We start from the raw sequence: 19608 nt of genomic DNA, 5'->3' as shown, positions 1-19608 counted from the left end.
GCGTCGACCTCCGAACGCACCGTTGCGACCTGCTGCGCCTGCGGGCCCTGGTGAACAAGGCGGATCGCGCGGCCGAACGCGGAGATACCGACGCCCACGCCGATCTGCTCGGTCGAGCCCTGACCCTCTGGCGCGGTCCCGTGCTCACCGACGTCGCCTCCCCGGCCCTGCACCGCCACGAAGTGCCGCCGATCGAGGAGGAGCTCCTCCGGGTGGCCGAACGGGCCTTCACCGCGGACCTGGCCCGGGGCGAACACGAGCGCGTCGCCGAACGGGTCGCACCCATCGTCGCCTCGCACCCCCGACGCGAACCCCTCATCCGGGTGCAGATGGTCGCCCTGTACCGGTGCGGCCGACGGAGTGAGGCCCTGAACGCCTATTCCCGGGCGCGCTCGGCCCTGGCCGAGGAACCCGGTCTCGCCCCCGGCCGTGAGCTCCTGGCGGCCTTCCACGGTGTCCTGCGCGGTGATCTGGGGGGCGGTGGGAGGCCCACCCGCGTGAGCGCCCACCCCGACCCGCCCCCGGCCCGGCCGGGTGTCCAGACCCTCTCGGTGCCACGTCCCAGGGCCCACCGCGACACCTGTTCCCACTCCGCGCGCGAGGACGAACACGGGCCCTGGCCCCTTGTGCCGGCCGAACTCCCCGCCGCCCCGAGCCCGCTCGTGGGTCGGGCCGAGACACTGGCCGAACTCGACCGTCTCGTAGACCCCTGCGCCGCCACCCCCGTGAGCGTCCTGGTCCGCGGGCCGGCCGGGGCCGGCGCCAGCGCCCTGGCCGTCCGCTGGGCGCACTCCGTCGCCGCGCACTTCCCGGACGGGCGGCTCTACGTGAACCTGCGCCGTCCGGACGGCACGCCTCGCGAGGCGACCGAGGTCCTGCGCCGCCTGGTGCGTTCCCTGTCGACGGGCCGCATCGGTGCCCTGGACCTGTCGGCCGCCGAGGACGAGGCCGACGAGGCGGCCGCCCGGTTGCGTTCCCTGATGGCCGGACGGCGGGTACTCCTGCTCCTGGACAACGCCGCCACCGCCCACCAGGTGCGCCCGCTCCTGCCGGGCGACCCCGGCAGCGCCGCGGTGGTGACCGGCCGCCACTGGCTCACCGACCTGTTGGTGCGCGACGGCGTGCGGGCGCTGCCCATCGACGCCCTGGGCGTCGCGGACGCGGTGGCACTGCTGCACTCCCTGCTGGGGGAGCGGCGCCACCCGGAAGAGGCGTTGCGCCGGGTGGCCGAACTGGCCGGTGGGCTGCCCCTGCCGCTGCGCATGGCGGTGGCGTGGTTGGACACCCATCCCGAACACACGGCGGACGTCCTGGTGCGACTGGTGGAACGGGTGGACCCGGCACGAGGGATCTCCCCCACGGCTCGGATGGCCGCGGTTCTTCGTGCCGGGCCCTTGGGCGCGGGCTCGGCCGCGGGGAAGTACCGACCGGGCTCCGAGCACCCGCACTGAGTCTGCGGCAACCCTCTTACGTTCGGTTTTCGGTCGGGTCACGACGGGGGGGAGGGGCGTCGGCAGGACCATCGCCGCCCCGATGCCGGGTTCTCGCTTCGTCAATGGACGGTTGTGAGATCGACCGATTCTGCGTCAGGGGGTGCTCACCGGTGCCATGAGTCGCTAGTGTCAACCCCATGACGCAGAACAACGATCCCGACATGGACCCGGCGGGAACCACGCAGCACTTCCGCCGTTTCGTCGACGACAACCCCGAGCCCGAAGAGACCCCGCGCCGCCCGATCCTCCCGCTGGTGCTGGCGGGCGTCGGCGTCCTCCTCGCCATCGGGATCATCGTCGCCCTGGTGCTGGCCTTCTCCTAGAGAGCCGGCGCATCCGCGATGTGACGGGGCCGACCCTGGGCCGGCCCCGAAACCGGTTCGCGGCCACCCCGCGGCCCTGCTAGAGTTACATCCGTTGCCGCAGGGGACCACGAGGTCCTCCGCGGGGATCGGGCGTCATTAGCTCAGTCGGTCAGAGCAGCTGACTCTTAATCAGCGGGTCCGGGGTTCGAGTCCCTGATGACGCACCAGGCGAAGGCCCCGGTGATCGGAAACGGTCACCGGGGCCTTTCGTTCGCCGTCGCTGGGCCGACAGGGTTCCCGGGTGGGCGGCGCGCTCAGTGGTCTGCGGCACAACCGGCGGCGAACGGGTCCTGAACGGCGCAAGTCGCTCCGAGGATCCGGTAGAGTTGTCTTCGTTGCCGCGGAAGGGCCCAAGGGCCCGGCGGAGAACACGCGCCATTAGCTCAGTCGGTCAGAGCAGCTGACTCTTAATCAGCGGGTCCGGGGTTCGAGTCCCTGATGGCGCACAGCGGGTGAAGGCCCCGGTCGACGGAGAACGTCGACCGGGGCCTTCGTCGTTTCCACGGTGTTCCCAGGGTCGGGTCACTGCCGTCGACCACGAAGAGTCGAGGTTCGTGACACCTCTGTGGCCGAGGGGAAACCGAATTGACAACTGGTCAATATGTGGTGAATTGTCTTCCTGCCGCCAACCCCCTGTTCCCGGTTCGGTACCCCTATCCCTTGACTAGACCGGAGACCGCCATGTCCGTTCTCATCCCCGCCGTCCGTACCGCCTCCCTCTCCCTGTTGGCCGCCGGAGCGGTTCTCTCCCTGTCCGCCTGCGGAATCGTCCAGACCGCACTGGAGAACGGGCAGGGCACCCCGGGGACGGCGGGGGCCGAAGGCGTCTCGGAGGGTGGAGACACCTCGGCAGGTGAGACGCAGGACGTCATGGAGGTCGGCGTCGGTGACTGCTTCAACGAGGCCGAGATGGAGACCGCCCTGATGGGCGAAGAGGTGAGCGGCATCCCGCTGATCGACTGCTCGGAGCCGCACGACTCCGAGTTCTTCCACAGCGAGATCCTCCCCGAGGGGGAATTCCCCGGTGACGACGCGGTCGTCACCGCCGCGGACGATGCCTGCGACGGTGAGGCCTTCACCCGGTTCATCGGCATCGAGTGGTACGACTCGGAGTTCTTCACCGGCTCGCTCCGCCCGATCGCGGAGGGCTGGGCCGCGGGCGACCGCGAGATCCTCTGCTATGTCATCGCCAACGAGCCCACCAGCGGCACGCTCGAGGCCTCCGGACGCTGATCTTCGACCGCTTTCGATCGGTTTCGGTCGGCGCTTACGAGAGGCGCCGGCCGTTTGTTTTTTAGCGAATTTTCATGAAATCCGCAGGTCGATGGAACCTTCTCCGGCTCCGGCGCATCGATATAGGTGGTGCCGGTCGACCAAGATCGGTGCAGCAGAGACGATCTTGTTGGAGTGAGCAATGGTGTCCCAAGCCCACCGGTACCTGCCCGGCCGTGCCGCCCTGGCGGCCCTGACCGTGGGCGCGGTCCTGTCCCTCAGCGCCTGTGGGCTCCCGTTCCTCCCCCCGGCCTTCCAGGGTGCGGAGCCCGAGCCGGCCCCCACGCCCATCGAGAGCGAAGAGCCGGTGGAGGAGGAGACCGACTTCACCGCTCCCGAGACCGAGGAGCCCGAGCCGCTCGGCGCACAGGACGAGGACGTGTTCGTCCTCGGCATCGGCGACTGCATCAACGAGTGGAGCGCCGACGACGACGAGAACGTCAGCTCGGTGCCCAAGATCGACTGCTCGGAGCCGCACGACCTCGAGGTCTACTACGAGGGCACCCTCGACGAGAGTGGTCCCTACCCGGCCGGCGACACCCTCAACGACATGGTCAACGAGGGTTGCGTCGACGCCTTCGAGGACTTCGTCGGGACCGACTACGTGGAGTCGGCGCTGGACTTCTCCAGCCTCATGCCGACGGAGGACGGTTGGGAACAGGGCGACCGTGAGTACCTGTGCCTGATCGGCCAGTACGGCGAGCAGACCACCGGCACCCTCGAGGACGCGCAGATGTAGTGACGGACGAGATGGCGCGACGGCGTCCCCGTCCACGGAAGCGGCCCGCACCGGTGAACATTCACAGGTGCGGGCCGTTCTCCGTCGTGGGTGATGATCAGCGGTGCCCGAGGGTCCGGGCAGGCGTCGGTTCGGACCCGTCGTACTCCTCGAACCGCTGGAACAGCTCGCCCAGGTCCTCCGCGTCGGGCCGATCGGAGGTCGCCTCCGGGCGAGGAGGCCCCGCACACTCCAGGTCCCGTGGGTCCGCGCCGTCCACGAGGTAGGCGTCCACCGCCTCGTTCACGCACGGGTACAGGAACTCCAGGTCGACCGGGTCGACGATGGCGTAGAACCCGTGGCCGCCGTCATCGGTGACCGTGACGAGGGAGCCGTCCAGGGTCTTGGCCATGGCGGGACCTCCCACGTAGGCCGTGTTCGCGTCGTACTCACCGGCGATGACCAACGGGGTGGTCGTGCCCGCCGGAATCAGGTCCACCGCCGGTTCGGCGGGTTGGTTCCGGGTGAAGCCGCAGGTCTGCGGGCCCGCCCAGTGCGCGCCCGTACCGTAGGGGTGGTTGTCGCGGTGGTCGCGCATGTCCGAGTGGTAGGTGGAGAGACGCTCGGGCCATCGGGCCTCGCACAGGATCGCCGTGTGCAGGTCCATGTTCATCCCGAAGAGGTCGGCCACGTCCTGGTCGATCTCGGGCACGGGTTCGACCTCGGGGAAGGGCTCGCCGGCGATGACGTCCTTGAGGTACCAGGTGGCGTCGTCCCAGGTGCTCTGGCCCCGCGCCGCGAACCCCGCCTCCGCCGCGAAGGCGTTGCCGTCGTAGGCCTGACCGCTCGGATGATCGTCGCGCGGTTCCTCCTGCAGGCGGTCCGCGGTCTCCTCGAAGACGCGCAGGATCTCCTCGGGGTCGTCCCCCATCCCGAACACCTCGTCGTGTTCGGCCAACCATGCCGAGTACCGCCGCATGTTGTCGGTGTAGGCGGTGGCCTGCATCATGAAGCTCTCCCGCCAGATGCCGTCCGGGTGCACCGGTGAGTCGAGCACGCTGCGGTCGAGCCGGCCGGGGAACAGGCTCCCGTACACCGCGCCCAGGTAGGTGCCGTAGGAGTAGCCGACGTAGTTGAGACGTTCCTCGTTCAGCGCCGCGCGGATCACGTCCATGTCCCTGGCGGTGTTGGCCGTGGTCATGTGCGGACGCAGGTCGCCCTCCGCCTCGTCGCAGGCCCGGGTGTAACGGATCGTCTCCCGGGTGGTCCGGGAGATCTGTCGGTCGGTGGGTCGCGGGTGGCTGATCGGGAACTCGCTCCCGCAGTCCAGCGGGGTCGACGCCCCGGTTCCGCGCGGGTCCATGCCGATGTTGTCGTAGACCTCTCCGGCGCGGGTGCTCAGACCCAGGTCGGCGCCGAGGGCCCGGCCCGCGCCGCCGGGGCCGCCCGGGTTGCTCAACAGGATGCCTCGGCGGGCATCGGGGTCGCTCGCCGCGTCGCGGAGGATGGCGATCTCGATGCGTACTCCGCCGGGGTCGGCGTAGTCGAGGGGGACCTCGATCCGGGCGCACTCCAGTTCGAGTTCGGCGAAGAGCTCCTCCTCGCAAAGGGCCCAGCCGACCTCCTGCTCGTGGAAGGGGGCCAGAGCGTCCAAGGTGGCGCTGTCGTCCAGGGGGCGCGGATCGACGGGTTCGGCCGTGGCGGGGGTCGCTGTGGCCAGGGTCAGGGCGAGACCGCCGGCCATCATGGCCGCGGTCCCACGGATGACGGTGCGTGCTGGGGGCACGGGGGATTCCCTCCGCTGTCGTCGGAAGCGTGCGTATGCGCGGCAACCGTACGAAGGGGGCGTGGAGTACCAACACCCACAAATGTCATGAGTAGGACCTGGTGACCGGATGCGGACACCCGACCCCGTTCATATCGGGTGGTTTGTGGCCGTCTGTGCGGTTCCCGGTGGCGATCGGGTCGCGCGAAGGACGCCGTTCGGTCACGGGGGTGGCGTGGAGCACATCGGGCGCGTTAGCGTGACGTTCTATTAGGAAACTTTCCTAATAGAAGCGTGGCGCTTTCACCCTCCCGACCCCCTCGTTCGAAGGAGCCCCGTGGCCACCGAACTCGCGGCCGCCCCGCCACCGGACACCGGTGACGTCGGGCCCTCCACACCCCCCAAAACGACCCTCCTGGGGCGGATCTGGCGCGACCACCTCTTCGTCAAGGTCCGCAAGGCCGTCGTCGTGGTGTTCGTGGTCGCCAACGTGACGTTCTTCCTCGGACGCGCGATGCCGGGCGACCCGATCGACGTCATGGCAGGCCGCCTCACCCAGGGCGGCATGTCGATGGAGGAAGCGCGCGCCATCGCCACGAACTCGCTCGCCTACGACCCGGACGCGCCCCTGCTGCGGCAGTGGTGGGAGTTCTTCGTCGGCCTGTTCACCTTCGACTTCGGTGGCACCATCAACCGCCCCGGGGTCGGCGTCACCGAGGCCATCGGCGCCTACCTGCCCTGGACGCTCTTCAGCATCGGCGTGGGCACCCTCATCGCCATCGGACTCGGCCTGGCCCTGGGCATGGTCATGGCCTACCGGCGCAACAAGGCCGTCGACCACGTGCTCAGCGTCCTCGCCTCGGTCCTGGGAGCCATCCCCAACTACCTCATCGCCATGGTCCTCGTCGTCGGCGGCGGCATGTACCTGGGCTGGTTCAACCCCATCGCCCTACGCGGCACCCTCAGCCCCGGCGTCGAACCGGGCTTCACACCCACCTTCGTCGGCGACGCGTTCTACCACGCGGCCCTGCCGATCCTCACCTACGTCCTCGCCATCATCGGCACCTGGATGCTCGTCATGAAGGCCTCCACCACCGAGGTCCTCGGCGAGGACTACGTGACCGTCGCCCGCGCCCGCGGCCTGCCCGACACCCGCATCGCCACCGCCTACGTCGGTCGCAACGCGGTCCTGCCACTGGTCGCCCAGATCGCCATCTCCTTCGGCACCCTCGTCGGCGGCGCGATCTTCGTCGAACAGGTCCTGGTCTACAAGGGCGTGGGCGGCCTGCTGTTGGACGCCGTCCACTACCGCGACTACCCGCTCCTGCAGGGCCTGCTCGTCATCATCACCTCGTGCGTGGTGGTCGCCAACCTCATCTCCGACCTGCTCTACAGCAGGCTCGACCCGCGTATCCGGAACTAGAGGGGACGCACGAGACATGGCCGTCACCACAGCCTCCGCCCCCGCCACCGGTGTCTGGGGCACCATCTGGCAGGGCATCACCCGCAGCACCAGCGGGTTCATCGGACTCTGCCTGGTCCTCGGGGTCCTGCTCTTCTCCTTCGTCGGGCCGCTCTTCGTCGACCCGGCCAACCCCACCGACGTCACCAGAATCTGGGGCGCGCCCAACGCCGAACACTGGCTCGGCACCAACCACGAGGGCAAGGACACCTTCACCCAACTCGTCCTCGGCGGACGTGAACCCATCTGGGTCGGCTTCGTCGCCGCGCTCATCACCGTCGCCATCGCCGTCGTGCTCGGCGCGGTCGCCGGTTACGTCCGAGGTCGGATCGACCACTTCCTGCTCCAGGTCACCGACATCACGATGACCGTCCCGTTCATCGTGCTGATGTTGGTCATCGCGTCCTTCTACCGGACCTCGTCCCCGCTGGTCGTCTCCTTCATCATCGGCCTGGTCACCTGGCCGTTCCTGATGAGATCGATCCGCGCGCAGGTGCTCAGCCTCAAGGAACGCGAGTTCATCGAGGCCGCCCGCCTCCAGGACCTGGGCACCGCCCGGATCCTCCTCGTCGAGGTCCTGCCCAACATGGCCGGCTACATCTTCATCAACTTCATCATCGCCATCACCAACGCGATCTACGCCGTCGTCGGCATGTACCTGCTCGGCCTGCTGCCCAGCACCGCCGACAACTGGGGGCTGATGATCCAGCAGGCCTGGGACAACAACGCCTTCCTCCTACCCCAGGCGGCGCCCTTCCTCATCGCTCCGATGGTCATGATCATGCTCTTCCAGATCGGGCTGGTCACCATGACCCGTTCCCTGGAACAGGCCCTCAACCCCCGACTCCGGGACAGGTGATCCCCGTGAACGACCTCCCCACCGACCCGGACACCGACGACGGCGCCCTGCTGTCGGTCCGCGGCGTCGACGTCGGCTACCGCACCGGGCGCCGGACCCACGTCACCGCCGTCCACGACGTCTCCTTCGACCTCCACCCCGGCCAGTCCATGGCCCTGGTGGGGGAGTCCGGCTGCGGCAAGACCACCCTCGGCCTGGGCCTGCTCCGCCTGTTGCCGCGCACCGGTGTCATCCCCAGGGGCGAGATCCTCTTCCGCCGCAAGGACGGCACCCGGGTCGACGTGCGCACCCTCCACAAGGAGAAACTGCGCCGTTTCCGCTGGAGCGAGGCGGCCATGGTCTTCCAGGGCGCCATGAACGCCTTCAACCCGGTGTTGCGCATCGAGGATCACTTCGTGGACACCTTCCGTGCCCATGAGAACGGCCGTCGACGCCCCCGCCGGGAGATCATCGAACAGTCCGCCGAACTCCTGGAGATGGTCCGGCTCGACCCCGCCCGGGTCCTGAACTCCTTCCCCCACGAACTCTCCGGCGGAATGCGACAGCGCAGCCTCATCGCACTGGCCCTGGCGCTGCGCCCCCAACTGCTGATCCTGGACGAACCCACCACCGCCCTGGACCTGCTCACCCAGCGCTCCATCGTGGAACGCCTCGCCGAACTGCGCGAACGGCTGCGCTTCTCGATGGTCTTCATCACCCACGACCTGGGCCTGGCCGCAGCCCTGGCCGACCGGGTCGGCACGATGTACGCGGGACGCCTCATCGAGACGGGCACCACCCGGGACGTCTTCCATCGTTCCAGGCACCCCTACACCTCGGCGCTGATCGACTCCGTGCCCCCGGTGATCGGGGACCTGCACGTCCCCGAGTCGCTGCCCGGCGGCCCGCCCAGCCTCCACGCGCTGCCCCCGGGCTGTTCCTTCGCCCCGCGCTGCGCCCACGCCCTGGCCGACTGCGACCTCACCCGCCCGGACCTGGACGTGCTCGTTCCCCGCGACGAGGGTCTTAGCCACGCGGCGGCCTGCCTGCGCTCCACCGACGCCGAACTCCACGCAGAGGGGGCCTCCCGTTGATCGACCACACCTTCGACACCACCCCGGTGAGTACCGGGACGAGGACCGAACCGGTGCTCACCCTCAAGGGCGCTCGGCAGATCTTCAAGACACCCCGAGGCGAGGTCCCCGCCGTCGCCGGCGTCGACCTGAAGGTCCGCCCCGGACAGGTCCTGTGCCTGGTGGGGGAGTCCGGCTGCGGCAAGACCACGACGGCCCGAATGGCCGCGGCCCTGACCGATCCCACCGCCGGATCCGTGCTGTTCCGGGGCAAGGACGTCGCCTCGATGGACCGGAAGGAACGCGCCGCCTTCCGCCGCTCGGTCCAGTACATCCACCAGGACCCCTACGCCTCCCTCAACCCGGTCCGCACCGTCTACTCCACGGTCTCCGCCGGGTTGCGCCGCCACAAGATGGTGAGGAACCACGCCGAGGCCAGGCGCGTCACCGCCGAACTCCTCGAACGCGTCGACCTGACGCCCGCCGAGGACCACCTCGACAAGTACCCCCACCAGATGTCCGGTGGCCAACGGCAACGTGTCGCCGTGGCCCGCGCCCTGGCGATGAACCCCGAGGTGATCATCGCCGACGAGTCCACGTCGATGCTCGACGTGTCCATTCGGGTGAGCCTCCTCAACACCCTCGGCAGGCTCCGAGACGAGCTCGGCGTCGGCTTCCTGTTCATCACCCACGACCTCGCCGTCGCCAAGTACTTCGCCTGGCACGGCGAGATCGCCGTCATGTACCTCGGCAAGGTCGTGGAACAGGGCGCCACCCCTCAGGTGGTCAACGATCCGCGACACCCGTACACCAAGGCGCTCGTCTCCGCCGTGTGCGAACCCGACCCGGACCTGGTGCACAAGAAGGAACGGGTGCGGTTGCGCGACGCGGACCTTCCCGACCTCACCGACCTGCCACCCGGCTGCGACTTCCATCCGCGCTGTCCCCTCTACGCCGAGGGCGACTGTGACGCCGTTCGACCCCCGCTGGTACGAGACCATGACCGGCTGCTCGCCTGCCACGTCGTCACCCGGGGGTGAGGAGACCTTGCTCCTCCTCATCGGGCGCTTCGGTGTCTTCGTCGGAGCCTTCCTCACCCTGGCCTGCACCCTCATGGCCGTGTTCACATCCCCCGGCACAGCCGAGTTCGTCATCAGCGCCGTCACCGTCGGTATCGGCCTGGTCGTCCTCAGTCTCGGTCTGCTCGCCATCCTCCTGGAAAGGAAGCGTCAACAATGACCTCCCACCCCCTCCACAACGCGATCCGACAGGATCTGAGCAGACGTCGCCTCCTCAGGGCCATGGGGCTCGGCGCGGCCGGCGCCACGGGCGCCGGGCTCCTGTCGGCCTGCGCCGGCGGTGAGACGGCGAGCGGTGGCGCCGCACAGTTCACCGGGGTCTTCGACTTCGACCTGGACTCCATGACCCGCAACGTCCACCGTGAGGACGGTGCGCTGCTGCTCGGTTCCGTGTACAAGGACCTGTTCCTGTGCCCCGGTGGTGTCTACAACTGGAGCACCCAGGAGTGGGACTACCTTCTGCTCGAAGGGCACGAGTGGGACGGCGACGACCTCGTCGTGACGCTGAGGTCCGGACTGAAGTGGAGCGACGGCTCGGACCTGAACGCCGACGACATGATCCGCAGCTACGCCATGCGCGTCCTGGAGGCCCCGCCGTGGGGCTTCGGGTTCCCGCAGGTCCAGGACCTGGAGAAGCTGGACGACGTGAGCGTGCGACTGGGCTTCGAGGACCCCTTCCCCAACATCGAACGCAGCATCATCAAGCACCGCATCGTCTCCAAGACCACCTACGAGGGCTATGGCGAACCCGCCGTGGAGATGGTCAACGACGGTGTCCGTCAGGGCGACGACGAGCACGCCGACTGGAACGCCGAGTTCATCGAGTTCGACCCCGACGAGATCATTTGCAGCGGTCCGTACAAGTTCGACGAGGCGCAGATCTCGGACGCGCGCATCACGCTGGTGCGCAACGAGGAGGGTTACCAAGGCACCGAGGTCGCGTTCGACGAGGTGGTCATCCACAAGGGCGACAACCGCCAGTCCGCGCTGCTGATCCAGAGCGGTGACGTCGACTACTCGACCCTGGCGCCCTCCGCCGCCGACCAGCAGGCCTTCCAGGGCGTGGAGGGGTTCCGCTGGATCGAGCACGCCGGCTACGACGGCTGCGGCATCATGTTCAACCACCGGGCCAAGCCGGAGGTCCAGGACGTCCGTGTGCGCAAGGCGCTGGCCTACATCCTGGACGGCGACCAGATCGGCCAGGTCGCCCGAGGCGAGGCCTACAGCCGGGTCGAGCACTACGCGGGTCTGGCCGACATCCAGGCCGAGGAGATCTTCACCGCCGAGGAACTGGACGAGTTCGAGAACTACGACCAGGACCACGACAAGGCCACCGAACTGCTGGAGGAGGCCGGCTGGACCCTGGAGGGCGGCAAGTGGTTCCTGCCCGATGGTGAGGAGGCCAGCTTCGAGGTCATCGGTGTCGCCGGCTGGGGTGACTTCGAGCTGACCGCCACCCAGGTGGAGGAGGCCTGGAACGACTTCGGCATCAAGACCGAGGCCCGCAACGTACCCGAGGACAATCCGTGGGGTATCTGGGGCGCCGGTGACTTCGAGGTCGCCGTCCGGCACTGGGGCAACCCCGAACAGCCCGACTACTGGGGCGCGTTCCAGATGAACTTCCTCACCGAGAACGCCGGTACCGACGACTCCCCGGGCCAGGGTTTCGACCTCCGGGTCGAGAGCCCCTCCCAGGGCGAGGTCGACATCGCCGAACTGGTGGACACCGCCCAACGAGCGGAGAACGAGGAAGAGCAGATGGAGGCGTTGAAGAAGCTCTCGATCATCTTCAACGAACTCCTGCCGCGCATCCCGATCTGGACCTACAAGTACCTGTCCCCGGCGATCGAGGGCACCCGGGTCGAGGCGTTCCCGACGGACACGCCCACCTCGCAGAACGAGCAGTACCAGGACAACCACGTCATCCTCGCCCTGATCCAGGGCGAACTGGAGCCGGTCCAGGACTGATCATCGCTCGGTGACGGTGGTGCGCGGGGCGGGGTCTTCGGACCCTGCCCCGTTCGACCCTTATTACTCGTGACCTTGGTCCATTCTTTATGCCGGTCTGCTTTGCGAGGATTCCAGGTGAAGAATGGCGTCTCGGGGGTGCGAACAGAAGCATTTCACGTGCTTCACAGAAACGGCTGGTTATTTTAGCTTGTTTCGGTCATCTCGGGTCGGTGGGGCGGGTCATGGTCCTCTGAACTGCGGTGATCGGTCCTTGTTCGTGCGCGAATTCTCCCGGGCGTCGATCCCCCATCTCTTTCTCCCTCCCTGGCCCAGGCCATGGAAAGGACCGGTGTGCAATGCCCGAGGACCTGTACGGACTGGGTGAGGTTCCGCCTTTGGGGCACGTGCCCCGACGCATGCACGCCTTCACCATCCGCAGGGAGCGCTACGGCGAACCCCGCGACGCGTTCGCCCGCGAGGTCGTTCCGGTCCCCGAGCTGAAACCGGGGCACGTGTTGATCTACACGATGGCCGCCGGGATCAACTACAACAACATCTGGGCCGCCATGGGCCACCCGGCCGACGTCATCGCCGCCCGTGAGAAGGCGGGGGAGACCGAGGACTACCACGTCGGTGGTTCCGACGGCTCCGGCGTGGTCTGGGCCGTCGGCGAGGGCGTCACCAATGTGGAGGTCGGCGACCACGTCATCATCGCCCCCGGCCAATGGGACGAGACGGCCGACGACATCCGCATGGGAGGCGACCCCATCGCCTCCAGGAGCATGCGGGTCTGGGGCTACGAGAACAACCACGGATCCTTCGGCCAGTTCACCCTGGCCCGTGACGTCCAGCTGCACCGCAAACCCGCGTCCCTGCCCTGGGACGTCTCCGGGGGTTTCCTCGTCAGCGCCGCCACCGCCTACCGGCAGCTGTTCGGCTGGCCGCCCAACGTCGTGCGCCCCGGGGACCCCGTCCTCGTCTGGGGCGGCGCGGGCGGCCTGGGCTCCTCCGCCATCCAACTCGCCCGACAGGTCGGTGGCAGGCCCGTCGCCGTGGTCTCCACCGAGGAGAAGGCGAAGCTGTGCCGCGAACTGGGCGCGGTCGGCACCATCCTGCGCACAGAGTTCGATCACTGGGGTCGGGTCCCCGACGAGAGCGACACCCAGGCCTACGCGGAGTGGTTCCGCGGGGTGCGGGCCTTCGGCAAGCGCTTCTGGGCGGAGTTGGGGGAGCGGCGTTCACCCCGCATCGTGTTCGAGCACACCGGCGCCGACACCCTGCCCACGTCCCTGTACCTGTGCGACAACTCGGGCATGGTCGTCATCTGCGGGGCCACCTCCGGCTTCCAGGCCGACGTGGACCTGCGCTTCCTGTGGATGCGTCTCAAGCGCCTCCAGGGCTCCCACTTCGCTTCGCCGGCCCAGTGCCGCATGGTCATCGGCCTGGTCGAGAGCGGACAACTCGACCCATGTGTGTCCAAGGTGGTCGGGTTCGACGAGATCGGCGAGGCCCACCAGCTCCTACGTGAGAATCGGCAGCCGCCGGGCAACATGGTCGCGCTCGTCAACGCCGCCCCAGGTCAGGCCGATATCGACATCCCTTAGCACTCTTTCTGTGCTCCATGGCCCCGATACGGGCCGTGGGCGTCGTGATACTGATGACACCTGGCTAGAAACAGACAAAAGGTATATATGCCGCGTTCCGGGGGGTGGCGAGGGTGCTGGTTTCCGGGTGTTCTCGCACGTCATGTGGGTTCTGTTCGGGGCCCTTTAGGGGCTTCTTCGATTCTTCTGTCAAGCGGGGCGTCCTTTGTTAGTCTGACGAACCGAACGACGGTTCTCGGTGGAAGAACAGGAATTGTGTGGAACGCGGACACTTGTCCTCCGGATCGGGCGCGCGTCGCCGGGTCCGGTGACAGGCCCGACCACATCTCCGCTCGGCCCCGGAAACCGTCGAGGCGTTCCCCCGGCGATCGGGAAGCCTGGCCCGCCAGGGAACCGATCGAAGGCCCCGAAGTTTCATCCTCCCTGGTCGGGGCGGTGGTGCGGGGCCACCGCCGAGCCGCCCACCTGATTCGAGGAGACGAGATTGTGGCACAGGCGCAGTCACCGCAGGAACGCGATGACGACTCCCTGGCCAAGATGATGTCGACGGAGGGTGGGCGTGGAGCCAGGCGTGAAGGACGGTTCCGCCGGGCCATCTCCCGGATGGTCAAGTCCCAGGAACCCCCGTCACCGGAGACCGAGCTAGGAAATCCCGTGCATCAGCCCGTGCATCCGCACTCGCAAGAACCCGACGACCGCTCGTCGGGCGGCGAGGCCACACCCGCGACGGAGCCCCCCACCGGACCCTTCTCCGCGTCCGCCGAGAACGGTTACCGTCCCGCTTCCAGGGTGAGCGTCCCCAACCCCTATACGACCAGGAACGTCGAGGTCGACGACGTCGACACCGGCGCGACCCCGGTCGGTCAGTGGCGCGGCGTCGGGCTCGACGAGCCCGAACCCCGCAGCCAGAACATTCCCGCCACCACGGACACCATGACCGACACCCCCACCCCGTCAGAGAACACAGAGCGGCCTCAGGCCCCTGTGTCCCCACCCACCCCCGAGGCCGACCACCGGCCCGCGCCGGGGCAGCACGCGGTCTCCGAGCCGCGCAGGGCCGAGGTGCGCGGCGCGGAGCCACCGCGCCCGGAAGCGCCACAGGAGGCCCCGTGGCCGCCGGCCGAGCCCTCGGCGTCGCAAGGCCGGTGGGCGCCCGCGCAGGAGGAGCAGCGGCCGCCGCGGTACGCGCAGGGTCCGCAGACGCCCTACGAATCGCAGCGTCCCTCCACCCATGACCAGGGCCCGGAACACGGTTGGGAGCGGGGTCCGGTCGGTCAGGACCCCTACGCCCCGCAGGGACACCAGGGGACCGCTGCCCCGTACGACTACCGCGCGCCCAGGGGTTACGCGGAGGGACAGGGGCACCCCGGGCCGTACGGCCACCAGGGACCGCCCGCGCCCCCCGGCCCCCAGGGGTACCCCGAGTACGGCTACCGAGGCGGGTACGAGCCGAACTCGTACTACTACCAGCGGCCGCACCATGAGGGTCACCCCACCGCCCCGCCCGCCGGGTACCCGCGGGCCGACTACCCGCCGCGGCCGCCGGCGCCGCAGCCCGCGCCGCACTACCAGGCCTACGCGCAGCCGCTGCCGTACCAGAACGCCTACCCGCTGCCCTATCAGCCGCCCGGCTACGTCCTGCCGGGACAGCCGATGGTCTACCCGGGCCAGTTCGCTCCCTACGGTCAGATCAACCCCTACGGTCAGCCCGTCCAGCACGTCATCGTGCTCGCCGCCGGGCAGCAGCCGCAGGTGATCACCGCAGAGTCGGCCGCCACGCTCTTCGCCGAGCGCGCCGAACCGTCCCTCTCCCCGGAGGTGCGCCAGGACAAGGCGCTCACCCGTGCGGAGGAGGAAACGGGCGAGGAGGCGAGCCCGGAGCGGGATCGGCCCAGAGCCGAGGCCCCGGTGGAGCAGGAGGCGCAGACCGAGGCCCCCGAGCCCGAAGACGGCGCCGTCCGGGACGAGGAGGCCACCGCCAAGGCGGAGGTGACCGAGGCCGTCTCCGAGGCCCCTCGCGACTCCAGGGACGACCTCCTCAACGAGGCGCTCGCCGGACTGGCCATGCGCGACCTCTCCCTGGTCGACGCGCTGCTGGAGATGGTCGAGGAACTGGAGACCAGTGCCCAGGACCCCGACCTGCTCGACAAGCTCTTCCAGATCGACAACTTCGCGACCCGTATGCGGCGTAACGGAGAGAACTTCCTGGTGCTGACCGGGCACGACGGTGGCGAGTCCGACGCTCACGACGAGATCGTCCCGCTGCTGGACGTGGCCCGTGCCGCGACCTCGGAGATCAAGGACTACCCCAGGGTCACCCTCGGCAAGATCCCCCAGGCCTCCATCACCGGTCTGGCCGCCGACGACATCAGCCACCTCCTCGCGGAGCTGCTGGACAACGCCACGGCGAACTCGCCCGAGCACTCACAGGTGGTGATCAGCGCCCAGGAGTTGGACGACGGGCGCCTGATGATCGTCGTCGAGGACGAGGGCGTGGGCATCCCCGAGTCCCAGCTGGCCGAGCTCAACAACCGGCTGGAGGGCGAACCGGTCCTCGACGACGAGGTGCCCCGGCACATGGGCCTGTACGTGGCCAGCCGCATCGCCCGCAAGCACGGTCTGGAGGCCCGCCTGGAGCCTCGTTCGTTCCGTGGTGTCAGCGCCTACACGATCATTCCGAAGGGTCTTCTGCGGATCGCCACCCCCCGGATTCCCGGGCAGGCCCGAACCTCGACGACCCCGAGCGCGAGCGCCTCCGTGACACCGATCGGATCGACCGGCAACGGCAAGACCAACGGCACCAGCGGCTCCAACGGAGCTCCCAAGCCGCCCACCGGCGGGAACTCCACCGTCACGTCGGCCGGTCTGCCCCGGCGCAGCGCCACCCCGCACGGTTCGCCGCTGCGGATGATGCCGCACCCCGGAGCGCTTTCGGACAACCCGCCGCCCGCGCCCAAGGGCCGGGAGGACACCCCGCCCAAGCTCACCGGTGAGGCCCGGGCGGAGCAGATCCGCGACGAGATCGGCGACTTCCTCGACGGGGAACGCGCCGCCCTCGAAGGCGAGGATCTCGAGGGCGACCAGGAATGACGATCGACAGGGCGACCCGCGCCGCACGGCGCGGTTCCGCCGTCTCCCAGACCCCAAGCGAATCAAGAAACTCGGCCGAGGCAGGTAGAGCACAAGCATGACTGAATCCACGAACGACAGCGTTGAGAACTTCTCGTGGCTCATCGACCGGTTCGTCCGGGACGTGCGCGGTGTCGAACACGCCGTGGTGGTCTCCTCCGACGGCCTGGTGCTGACCCACTCCAGCGACTTCCCCGAAGAGCACGCGGAACAGCTCGCGGCGATCTCCAGCGGCCTGCACAGCCTGGCGGTCGGTGGAGCCGGTCTGTTCCAGCGGGGTGAGTGCGAGCAGTTGCTCGTCCGCTTCAACCACGGCCACCTCTTCATCATGGCCATCAGTGACGGTTCCTGCATGGCGGTGCTGACCGCACCCGGTACGGAGCTGAAGATCGTCGGTTTCCAGATGGCCAAGCTCGTGGACAACGTCGCCCACGTGCTCACGCCGCAGTTGCGTTCGCAGCTGCGCGAAGTCATCCAGAACTGACGACGGCGTGTTCCGTAACGGTTCGGCAGGAATGAGGTTGCCTCGGCTATGAGCTTCCGAAGGCGAAGGAGTAACCGTGTCCGCCCGTTCACCTTCACGGGTGGGCGTACCCGGTCACGGCATCCGCTGATGGTGCAGACCCTGGTCTCGACGTCCGAGCCCGGGCAGGACCCTCCTGGCACCCTCATGCCGGAGTCGATCAACATCCACAAGCTGTGCAGGGAGACACGGTCTCTCGCCGAGGTCTCGGCCGAGCTGAACATCCCTCTGGGTGTCACGCAGGTACTGGTCAGTGACCTGGCTGAGCAGGACCTGGTGTACATCCACCCGACCATCACCGGCAGCAGTCCATCGGAAAACCAGGTTCTGGAGAGGGCTCTTCGTGGTCTCGAACGACTTTTCCAGTGACAACAGGTCGAATCGCAAGAAGATGTCGAGCAAGATCGTCATCGCCGGTGGCTTCGGCGCCGGCAAGACGACCTTGGTGCGCTCGGTGTCGGAGATTCCACCGGTCACGACCGAAGCGATCATGACCGAGGCCAGCGTCGGACACGACGACACCTCGGTCACACCGGACAAGACGACCACCACCGTCGCGATGGACTTCGGTCGCATCACCATCGACGACGAGCTGGTCATGTACATGTTCGGTACACCGGGTCAGGCCCGGTTCTGGTTCATGTGGGACGATCTCGTCCGCGGCGCCGTCGGTGCCGTGGTCGTGGTCGACTGCCGAAGGCTCGCGGACTCCTTCGACGCCGTCGACTACTTCGAGACGAACAAGCGCATCCCCTACATCGTGGCGCTCAACAAGTTCGAGGGCCGCCTCGACTACACCTCGGAGCAGGTCCGCGAGGCCCTGGAGGTCAGCCCGGAGGTGCCCATCATCGACTTCGACGCCCGACACCGGATGTCCGGTGGCGACGTACTCAAGACCCTGTTGAGGTACGCGCTGGAGCACAATCGAACGAGCGAGCCCGTCGCCTGACGGGTGGGGGCCGCTCGGACTCGTGGTCGACCCTCCCCACAGCCCCGTAGATTCCCAGGAAAGTTAGCGACACAATGCGCAAGATCCTTATCGTCGGCGCCGGCCACGCCGGCCTGCACTTGGCCCACGGTCTCTTGACCCATGGCTACGACGTCACGGTGATCACGGGGCAGTCCTCGACGGAGATCCGGACGGGACGGCCGTCCGTCACGCAGTTCACCTTCCCCACCGCTCTGGACTACGAGCGCCAGTACGAACTGGATCTGTGGAGTGCCCTCAGCCCTCAGATCCGACAGCAGCGAATCCACCTCTACCCCGGGGCCGACCGTTCGCTCCTCTCCCTCAAGGGCCGGACGGGCAAGGCCAACGACTACATGGTGGCGGTGGACCGCCGCGTCAAGATGGCCGACTGGCTGGAGTTCTTCGAGGACCGTGGGGGCAAGGTGGTCATCCACGGCGTCACGGTCACCGACCTCGACTACTTCTCCAGGATGTTCGACCTGATCATCGTCGCCGTCGGCCACGGGGAACTCGGTCAGCTCTTCGACTACGACGAGAGCCGGTTCACCGGAGCCAGGCCTCGTTCCATCGCACAGGCGCAGATCTACGATGTCTGGCCGAGTAGTGAGGACGACGACAACGTCGGTTGGGCCTGCTCTGCCCGGGAGGCCGGGAACACCATCTTCATCCCCATGCTGAGCCAGGAGGGCCCCTGCCACAACCTCCTCATGGTGGACAAACGCGGCGGCCCCATGGACGCCTGGCCCGACCGGCCGGGGCCACAGGAACAGTTGCGTCGTATGAAGGATCTGCTTCGTCAGTACTCCCCTGAGTACTACGAGCGGGTCAGGGACGCGGAGCTCGTCGACGGTGGCCGCAGCACCCTGATCGAGGACCTGACCCCACAGGTGCGCAACCCGGTCGGCACTCTGCCATCCGGAGGAAAGGTCCTGGGTATGGCGGATGTCGTCGTCACCATGGACCCCTACGTGGGGCAGAGCTGGAACAATTCCACGCGATGCGCGAAGGCTTACCTTGAGGCCATCATGGAACACGGTGACCGCCGGTTCGATGAGGAGTTCCTGGTGGCGGCCTTCGACAGGTTCTGGGAATTCGGTCTGCACAACCAGATGTGGTCTGAGATGAATTCCACCATGTGGGATGAGGGTGACCTCCCCTCCCACTTCTATGAGCTGGTCGAGACGGCTTCGGTGCACACAGAGGTGGCCGACCGGTGGATTCAGGGATGGGATTATCCGCCTGACTACGCCACTTGGCTCCTGGACCCGGAGGAGGCCATGAAGTACGTCGCCGAGGTTCGGGCGCGCGGCGGGGTGTGACCAGAACCGAGTGCGCCTCGTAGTGCCCGATGTCCATGGACATCGGGC

At 68.1% G+C, this 19608-nt stretch carries 17 protein-coding genes and 2 tRNA genes; 18 read left to right on the top strand and 1 reads right to left on the bottom strand.

Annotated features, from left to right (window positions below):
• From K8V84_RS14525 to K8V84_RS14500, 6 genes are all read left to right on the top strand, one after another.
• Nucleotides 1–1451 (top strand): AfsR/SARP family transcriptional regulator (locus K8V84_RS14525; protein WP_304075034.1); only part of this gene is annotated, 1451 nt, incomplete at its 5' end.
• A gap of 179 nt (nucleotides 1452–1630) precedes the next feature.
• On the top strand, nucleotides 1631–1816 hold the full coding sequence (locus K8V84_RS14520; protein WP_304075032.1) for a hypothetical protein: 186 nt from the start codon (nucleotides 1631–1633) through the stop codon (nucleotides 1814–1816).
• Nucleotides 1817–1948: 132 nt separating this feature from the next.
• Nucleotides 1949–2025, top strand: a tRNA-Lys gene (locus tag K8V84_RS14515).
• A gap of 205 nt (nucleotides 2026–2230) precedes the next feature.
• A tRNA-Lys gene (locus tag K8V84_RS14510) sits at nucleotides 2231–2304 on the top strand.
• A 235-nt stretch (nucleotides 2305–2539) separates the two neighbouring features.
• Nucleotides 2540–3091: a septum formation family protein gene (locus tag K8V84_RS14505; RefSeq protein WP_304075030.1), complete on the top strand. Its 552-nt coding sequence runs from the start codon at nucleotides 2540–2542 to the stop codon at nucleotides 3089–3091.
• 181 nt (nucleotides 3092–3272) lie between these two features.
• Entirely contained in the window at nucleotides 3273–3869 is a 597-nt protein-coding gene (locus tag K8V84_RS14500; protein ID WP_304075029.1) for a septum formation family protein, read from the top strand.
• A gap of 97 nt (nucleotides 3870–3966) precedes the next feature.
• On the opposite strand, the gene K8V84_RS14495 is transcribed toward K8V84_RS14500, so the two are convergent.
• The gene (locus K8V84_RS14495) at nucleotides 3967–5634 is read right to left on the bottom strand and encodes an alpha/beta fold hydrolase (RefSeq protein ID WP_304075026.1); all 1668 of its coding nucleotides are present in this window, start codon (nucleotides 5632–5634) and stop codon (nucleotides 3967–3969) included.
• 316 nt (nucleotides 5635–5950) lie between these two features.
• Here K8V84_RS14495 and K8V84_RS14490 point away from each other — a divergent pair, with 316 nt between their 5' ends.
• The 12 genes from K8V84_RS14490 (at nucleotide 5951) to K8V84_RS14435 (ending at nucleotide 19560) form a co-directional block, all read left to right on the top strand.
• Nucleotides 5951–7036 carry an ABC transporter permease gene (locus K8V84_RS14490; RefSeq protein WP_304075023.1) on the top strand — a complete coding sequence of 362 codons (1086 nt, stop codon included), beginning with the start codon at nucleotides 5951–5953 and terminating at the stop codon, nucleotides 7034–7036.
• 16 nt (nucleotides 7037–7052) lie between these two features.
• Nucleotides 7053–7934 carry an ABC transporter permease gene (locus K8V84_RS14485; RefSeq protein ID WP_304075021.1) on the top strand — a complete coding sequence of 294 codons (882 nt, stop codon included), beginning with the start codon at nucleotides 7053–7055 and terminating at the stop codon, nucleotides 7932–7934.
• 5 nt (nucleotides 7935–7939) lie between these two features.
• On the top strand, nucleotides 7940–9007 hold the full coding sequence (locus K8V84_RS14480) for an ABC transporter ATP-binding protein (RefSeq protein WP_304075018.1): 1068 nt from the start codon (nucleotides 7940–7942) through the stop codon (nucleotides 9005–9007).
• Entirely contained in the window at nucleotides 9004–10026 is a 1023-nt protein-coding gene (locus K8V84_RS14475; RefSeq protein WP_304075015.1) for an ABC transporter ATP-binding protein, read from the top strand. Before K8V84_RS14480 ends, K8V84_RS14475 begins: the two co-directional genes overlap by 4 nt.
• 7 nt (nucleotides 10027–10033) lie before the next feature.
• On the top strand, nucleotides 10034–10225 hold the full coding sequence (locus K8V84_RS14470; RefSeq protein WP_304075012.1) for a hypothetical protein: 192 nt from the start codon (nucleotides 10034–10036) through the stop codon (nucleotides 10223–10225).
• Nucleotides 10222–12033, top strand: coding sequence for an ABC transporter substrate-binding protein (locus K8V84_RS14465; RefSeq protein WP_304075009.1), 1812 nt, complete (start codon nucleotides 10222–10224; stop codon nucleotides 12031–12033). The genes K8V84_RS14470 and K8V84_RS14465 overlap by 4 nt, the downstream gene beginning before the upstream one ends.
• A 338-nt stretch (nucleotides 12034–12371) precedes the next feature.
• Nucleotides 12372–13619, top strand: a complete 1248-nt coding sequence (gene ccrA, locus K8V84_RS14460; protein WP_304075006.1) for a crotonyl-CoA carboxylase/reductase — start codon at nucleotides 12372–12374, stop codon at nucleotides 13617–13619.
• A 654-nt stretch (nucleotides 13620–14273) separates the two neighbouring features.
• Complete coding sequence (locus K8V84_RS14455) at nucleotides 14274–16709, top strand: sensor histidine kinase KdpD (protein WP_304075003.1); 2436 nt, start codon at nucleotides 14274–14276, stop codon at nucleotides 16707–16709.
• A 97-nt stretch (nucleotides 16710–16806) separates the two neighbouring features.
• Nucleotides 16807–17232: a roadblock/LC7 domain-containing protein gene (locus tag K8V84_RS14450; protein ID WP_067597160.1), complete on the top strand. Its 426-nt coding sequence runs from the start codon at nucleotides 16807–16809 to the stop codon at nucleotides 17230–17232.
• A 48-nt stretch (nucleotides 17233–17280) separates the two neighbouring features.
• A complete protein-coding gene (locus tag K8V84_RS14445; RefSeq protein ID WP_084392184.1) occupies nucleotides 17281–17640 on the top strand; it encodes a DUF742 domain-containing protein in 360 nt (119 codons plus the stop codon).
• 22 nt (nucleotides 17641–17662) lie between these two features.
• Entirely contained in the window at nucleotides 17663–18220 is a 558-nt protein-coding gene (locus K8V84_RS14440; RefSeq protein WP_304074995.1) for an ATP/GTP-binding protein, read from the top strand.
• A gap of 74 nt (nucleotides 18221–18294) precedes the next feature.
• Nucleotides 18295–19560 (top strand): styrene monooxygenase/indole monooxygenase family protein, encoded by a 1266-nt coding sequence (locus K8V84_RS14435; RefSeq protein WP_304074993.1) that lies wholly within the window; start codon nucleotides 18295–18297, stop codon nucleotides 19558–19560.
• Nucleotides 19561–19608 lie beyond the last annotated feature (48 nt).

Origin of the sequence: Nocardiopsis listeri, assembly GCF_020741345.1 — a bacterium.
GTDB lineage: Bacteria > Actinomycetota > Actinomycetes > Streptosporangiales > Streptosporangiaceae > Nocardiopsis > Nocardiopsis listeri_A.
This window is presented reverse-complemented; position numbering and strand designations above follow the sequence as displayed.

Bases quoted from the DNA above. Each gene is read 5' to 3' on its own strand.
- K8V84_RS14465 (WP_304075009.1), top strand. From the start codon at position 10,222: ATGACCTCCCACCCCCTCCACAACGCGATCCGACAGGATCTGAGCAGA.
- K8V84_RS14445 (WP_084392184.1), top strand. From the start codon at position 17,281: ATGAGCTTCCGAAGGCGAAGGAGTAACCGTGTCCGCCCGTTCACCTTC.
- K8V84_RS14505 (WP_304075030.1), top strand. From the start codon at position 2,540: ATGTCCGTTCTCATCCCCGCCGTCCGTACCGCCTCCCTCTCCCTGTTG.
- K8V84_RS14435 (WP_304074993.1), top strand. From the start codon at position 18,295: ATGCGCAAGATCCTTATCGTCGGCGCCGGCCACGCCGGCCTGCACTTG.
- K8V84_RS14485 (WP_304075021.1), top strand. From the start codon at position 7,053: ATGGCCGTCACCACAGCCTCCGCCCCCGCCACCGGTGTCTGGGGCACC.
- K8V84_RS14520 (WP_304075032.1), top strand. From the start codon at position 1,631: ATGACGCAGAACAACGATCCCGACATGGACCCGGCGGGAACCACGCAG.
- K8V84_RS14500 (WP_304075029.1), top strand. From the start codon at position 3,273: ATGGTGTCCCAAGCCCACCGGTACCTGCCCGGCCGTGCCGCCCTGGCG.
- K8V84_RS14450 (WP_067597160.1), top strand. From the start codon at position 16,807: ATGACTGAATCCACGAACGACAGCGTTGAGAACTTCTCGTGGCTCATC.
- K8V84_RS14440 (WP_304074995.1), top strand. From the start codon at position 17,663: ATGTCGAGCAAGATCGTCATCGCCGGTGGCTTCGGCGCCGGCAAGACG.
- ccrA (WP_304075006.1), top strand. From the start codon at position 12,372: ATGCCCGAGGACCTGTACGGACTGGGTGAGGTTCCGCCTTTGGGGCAC.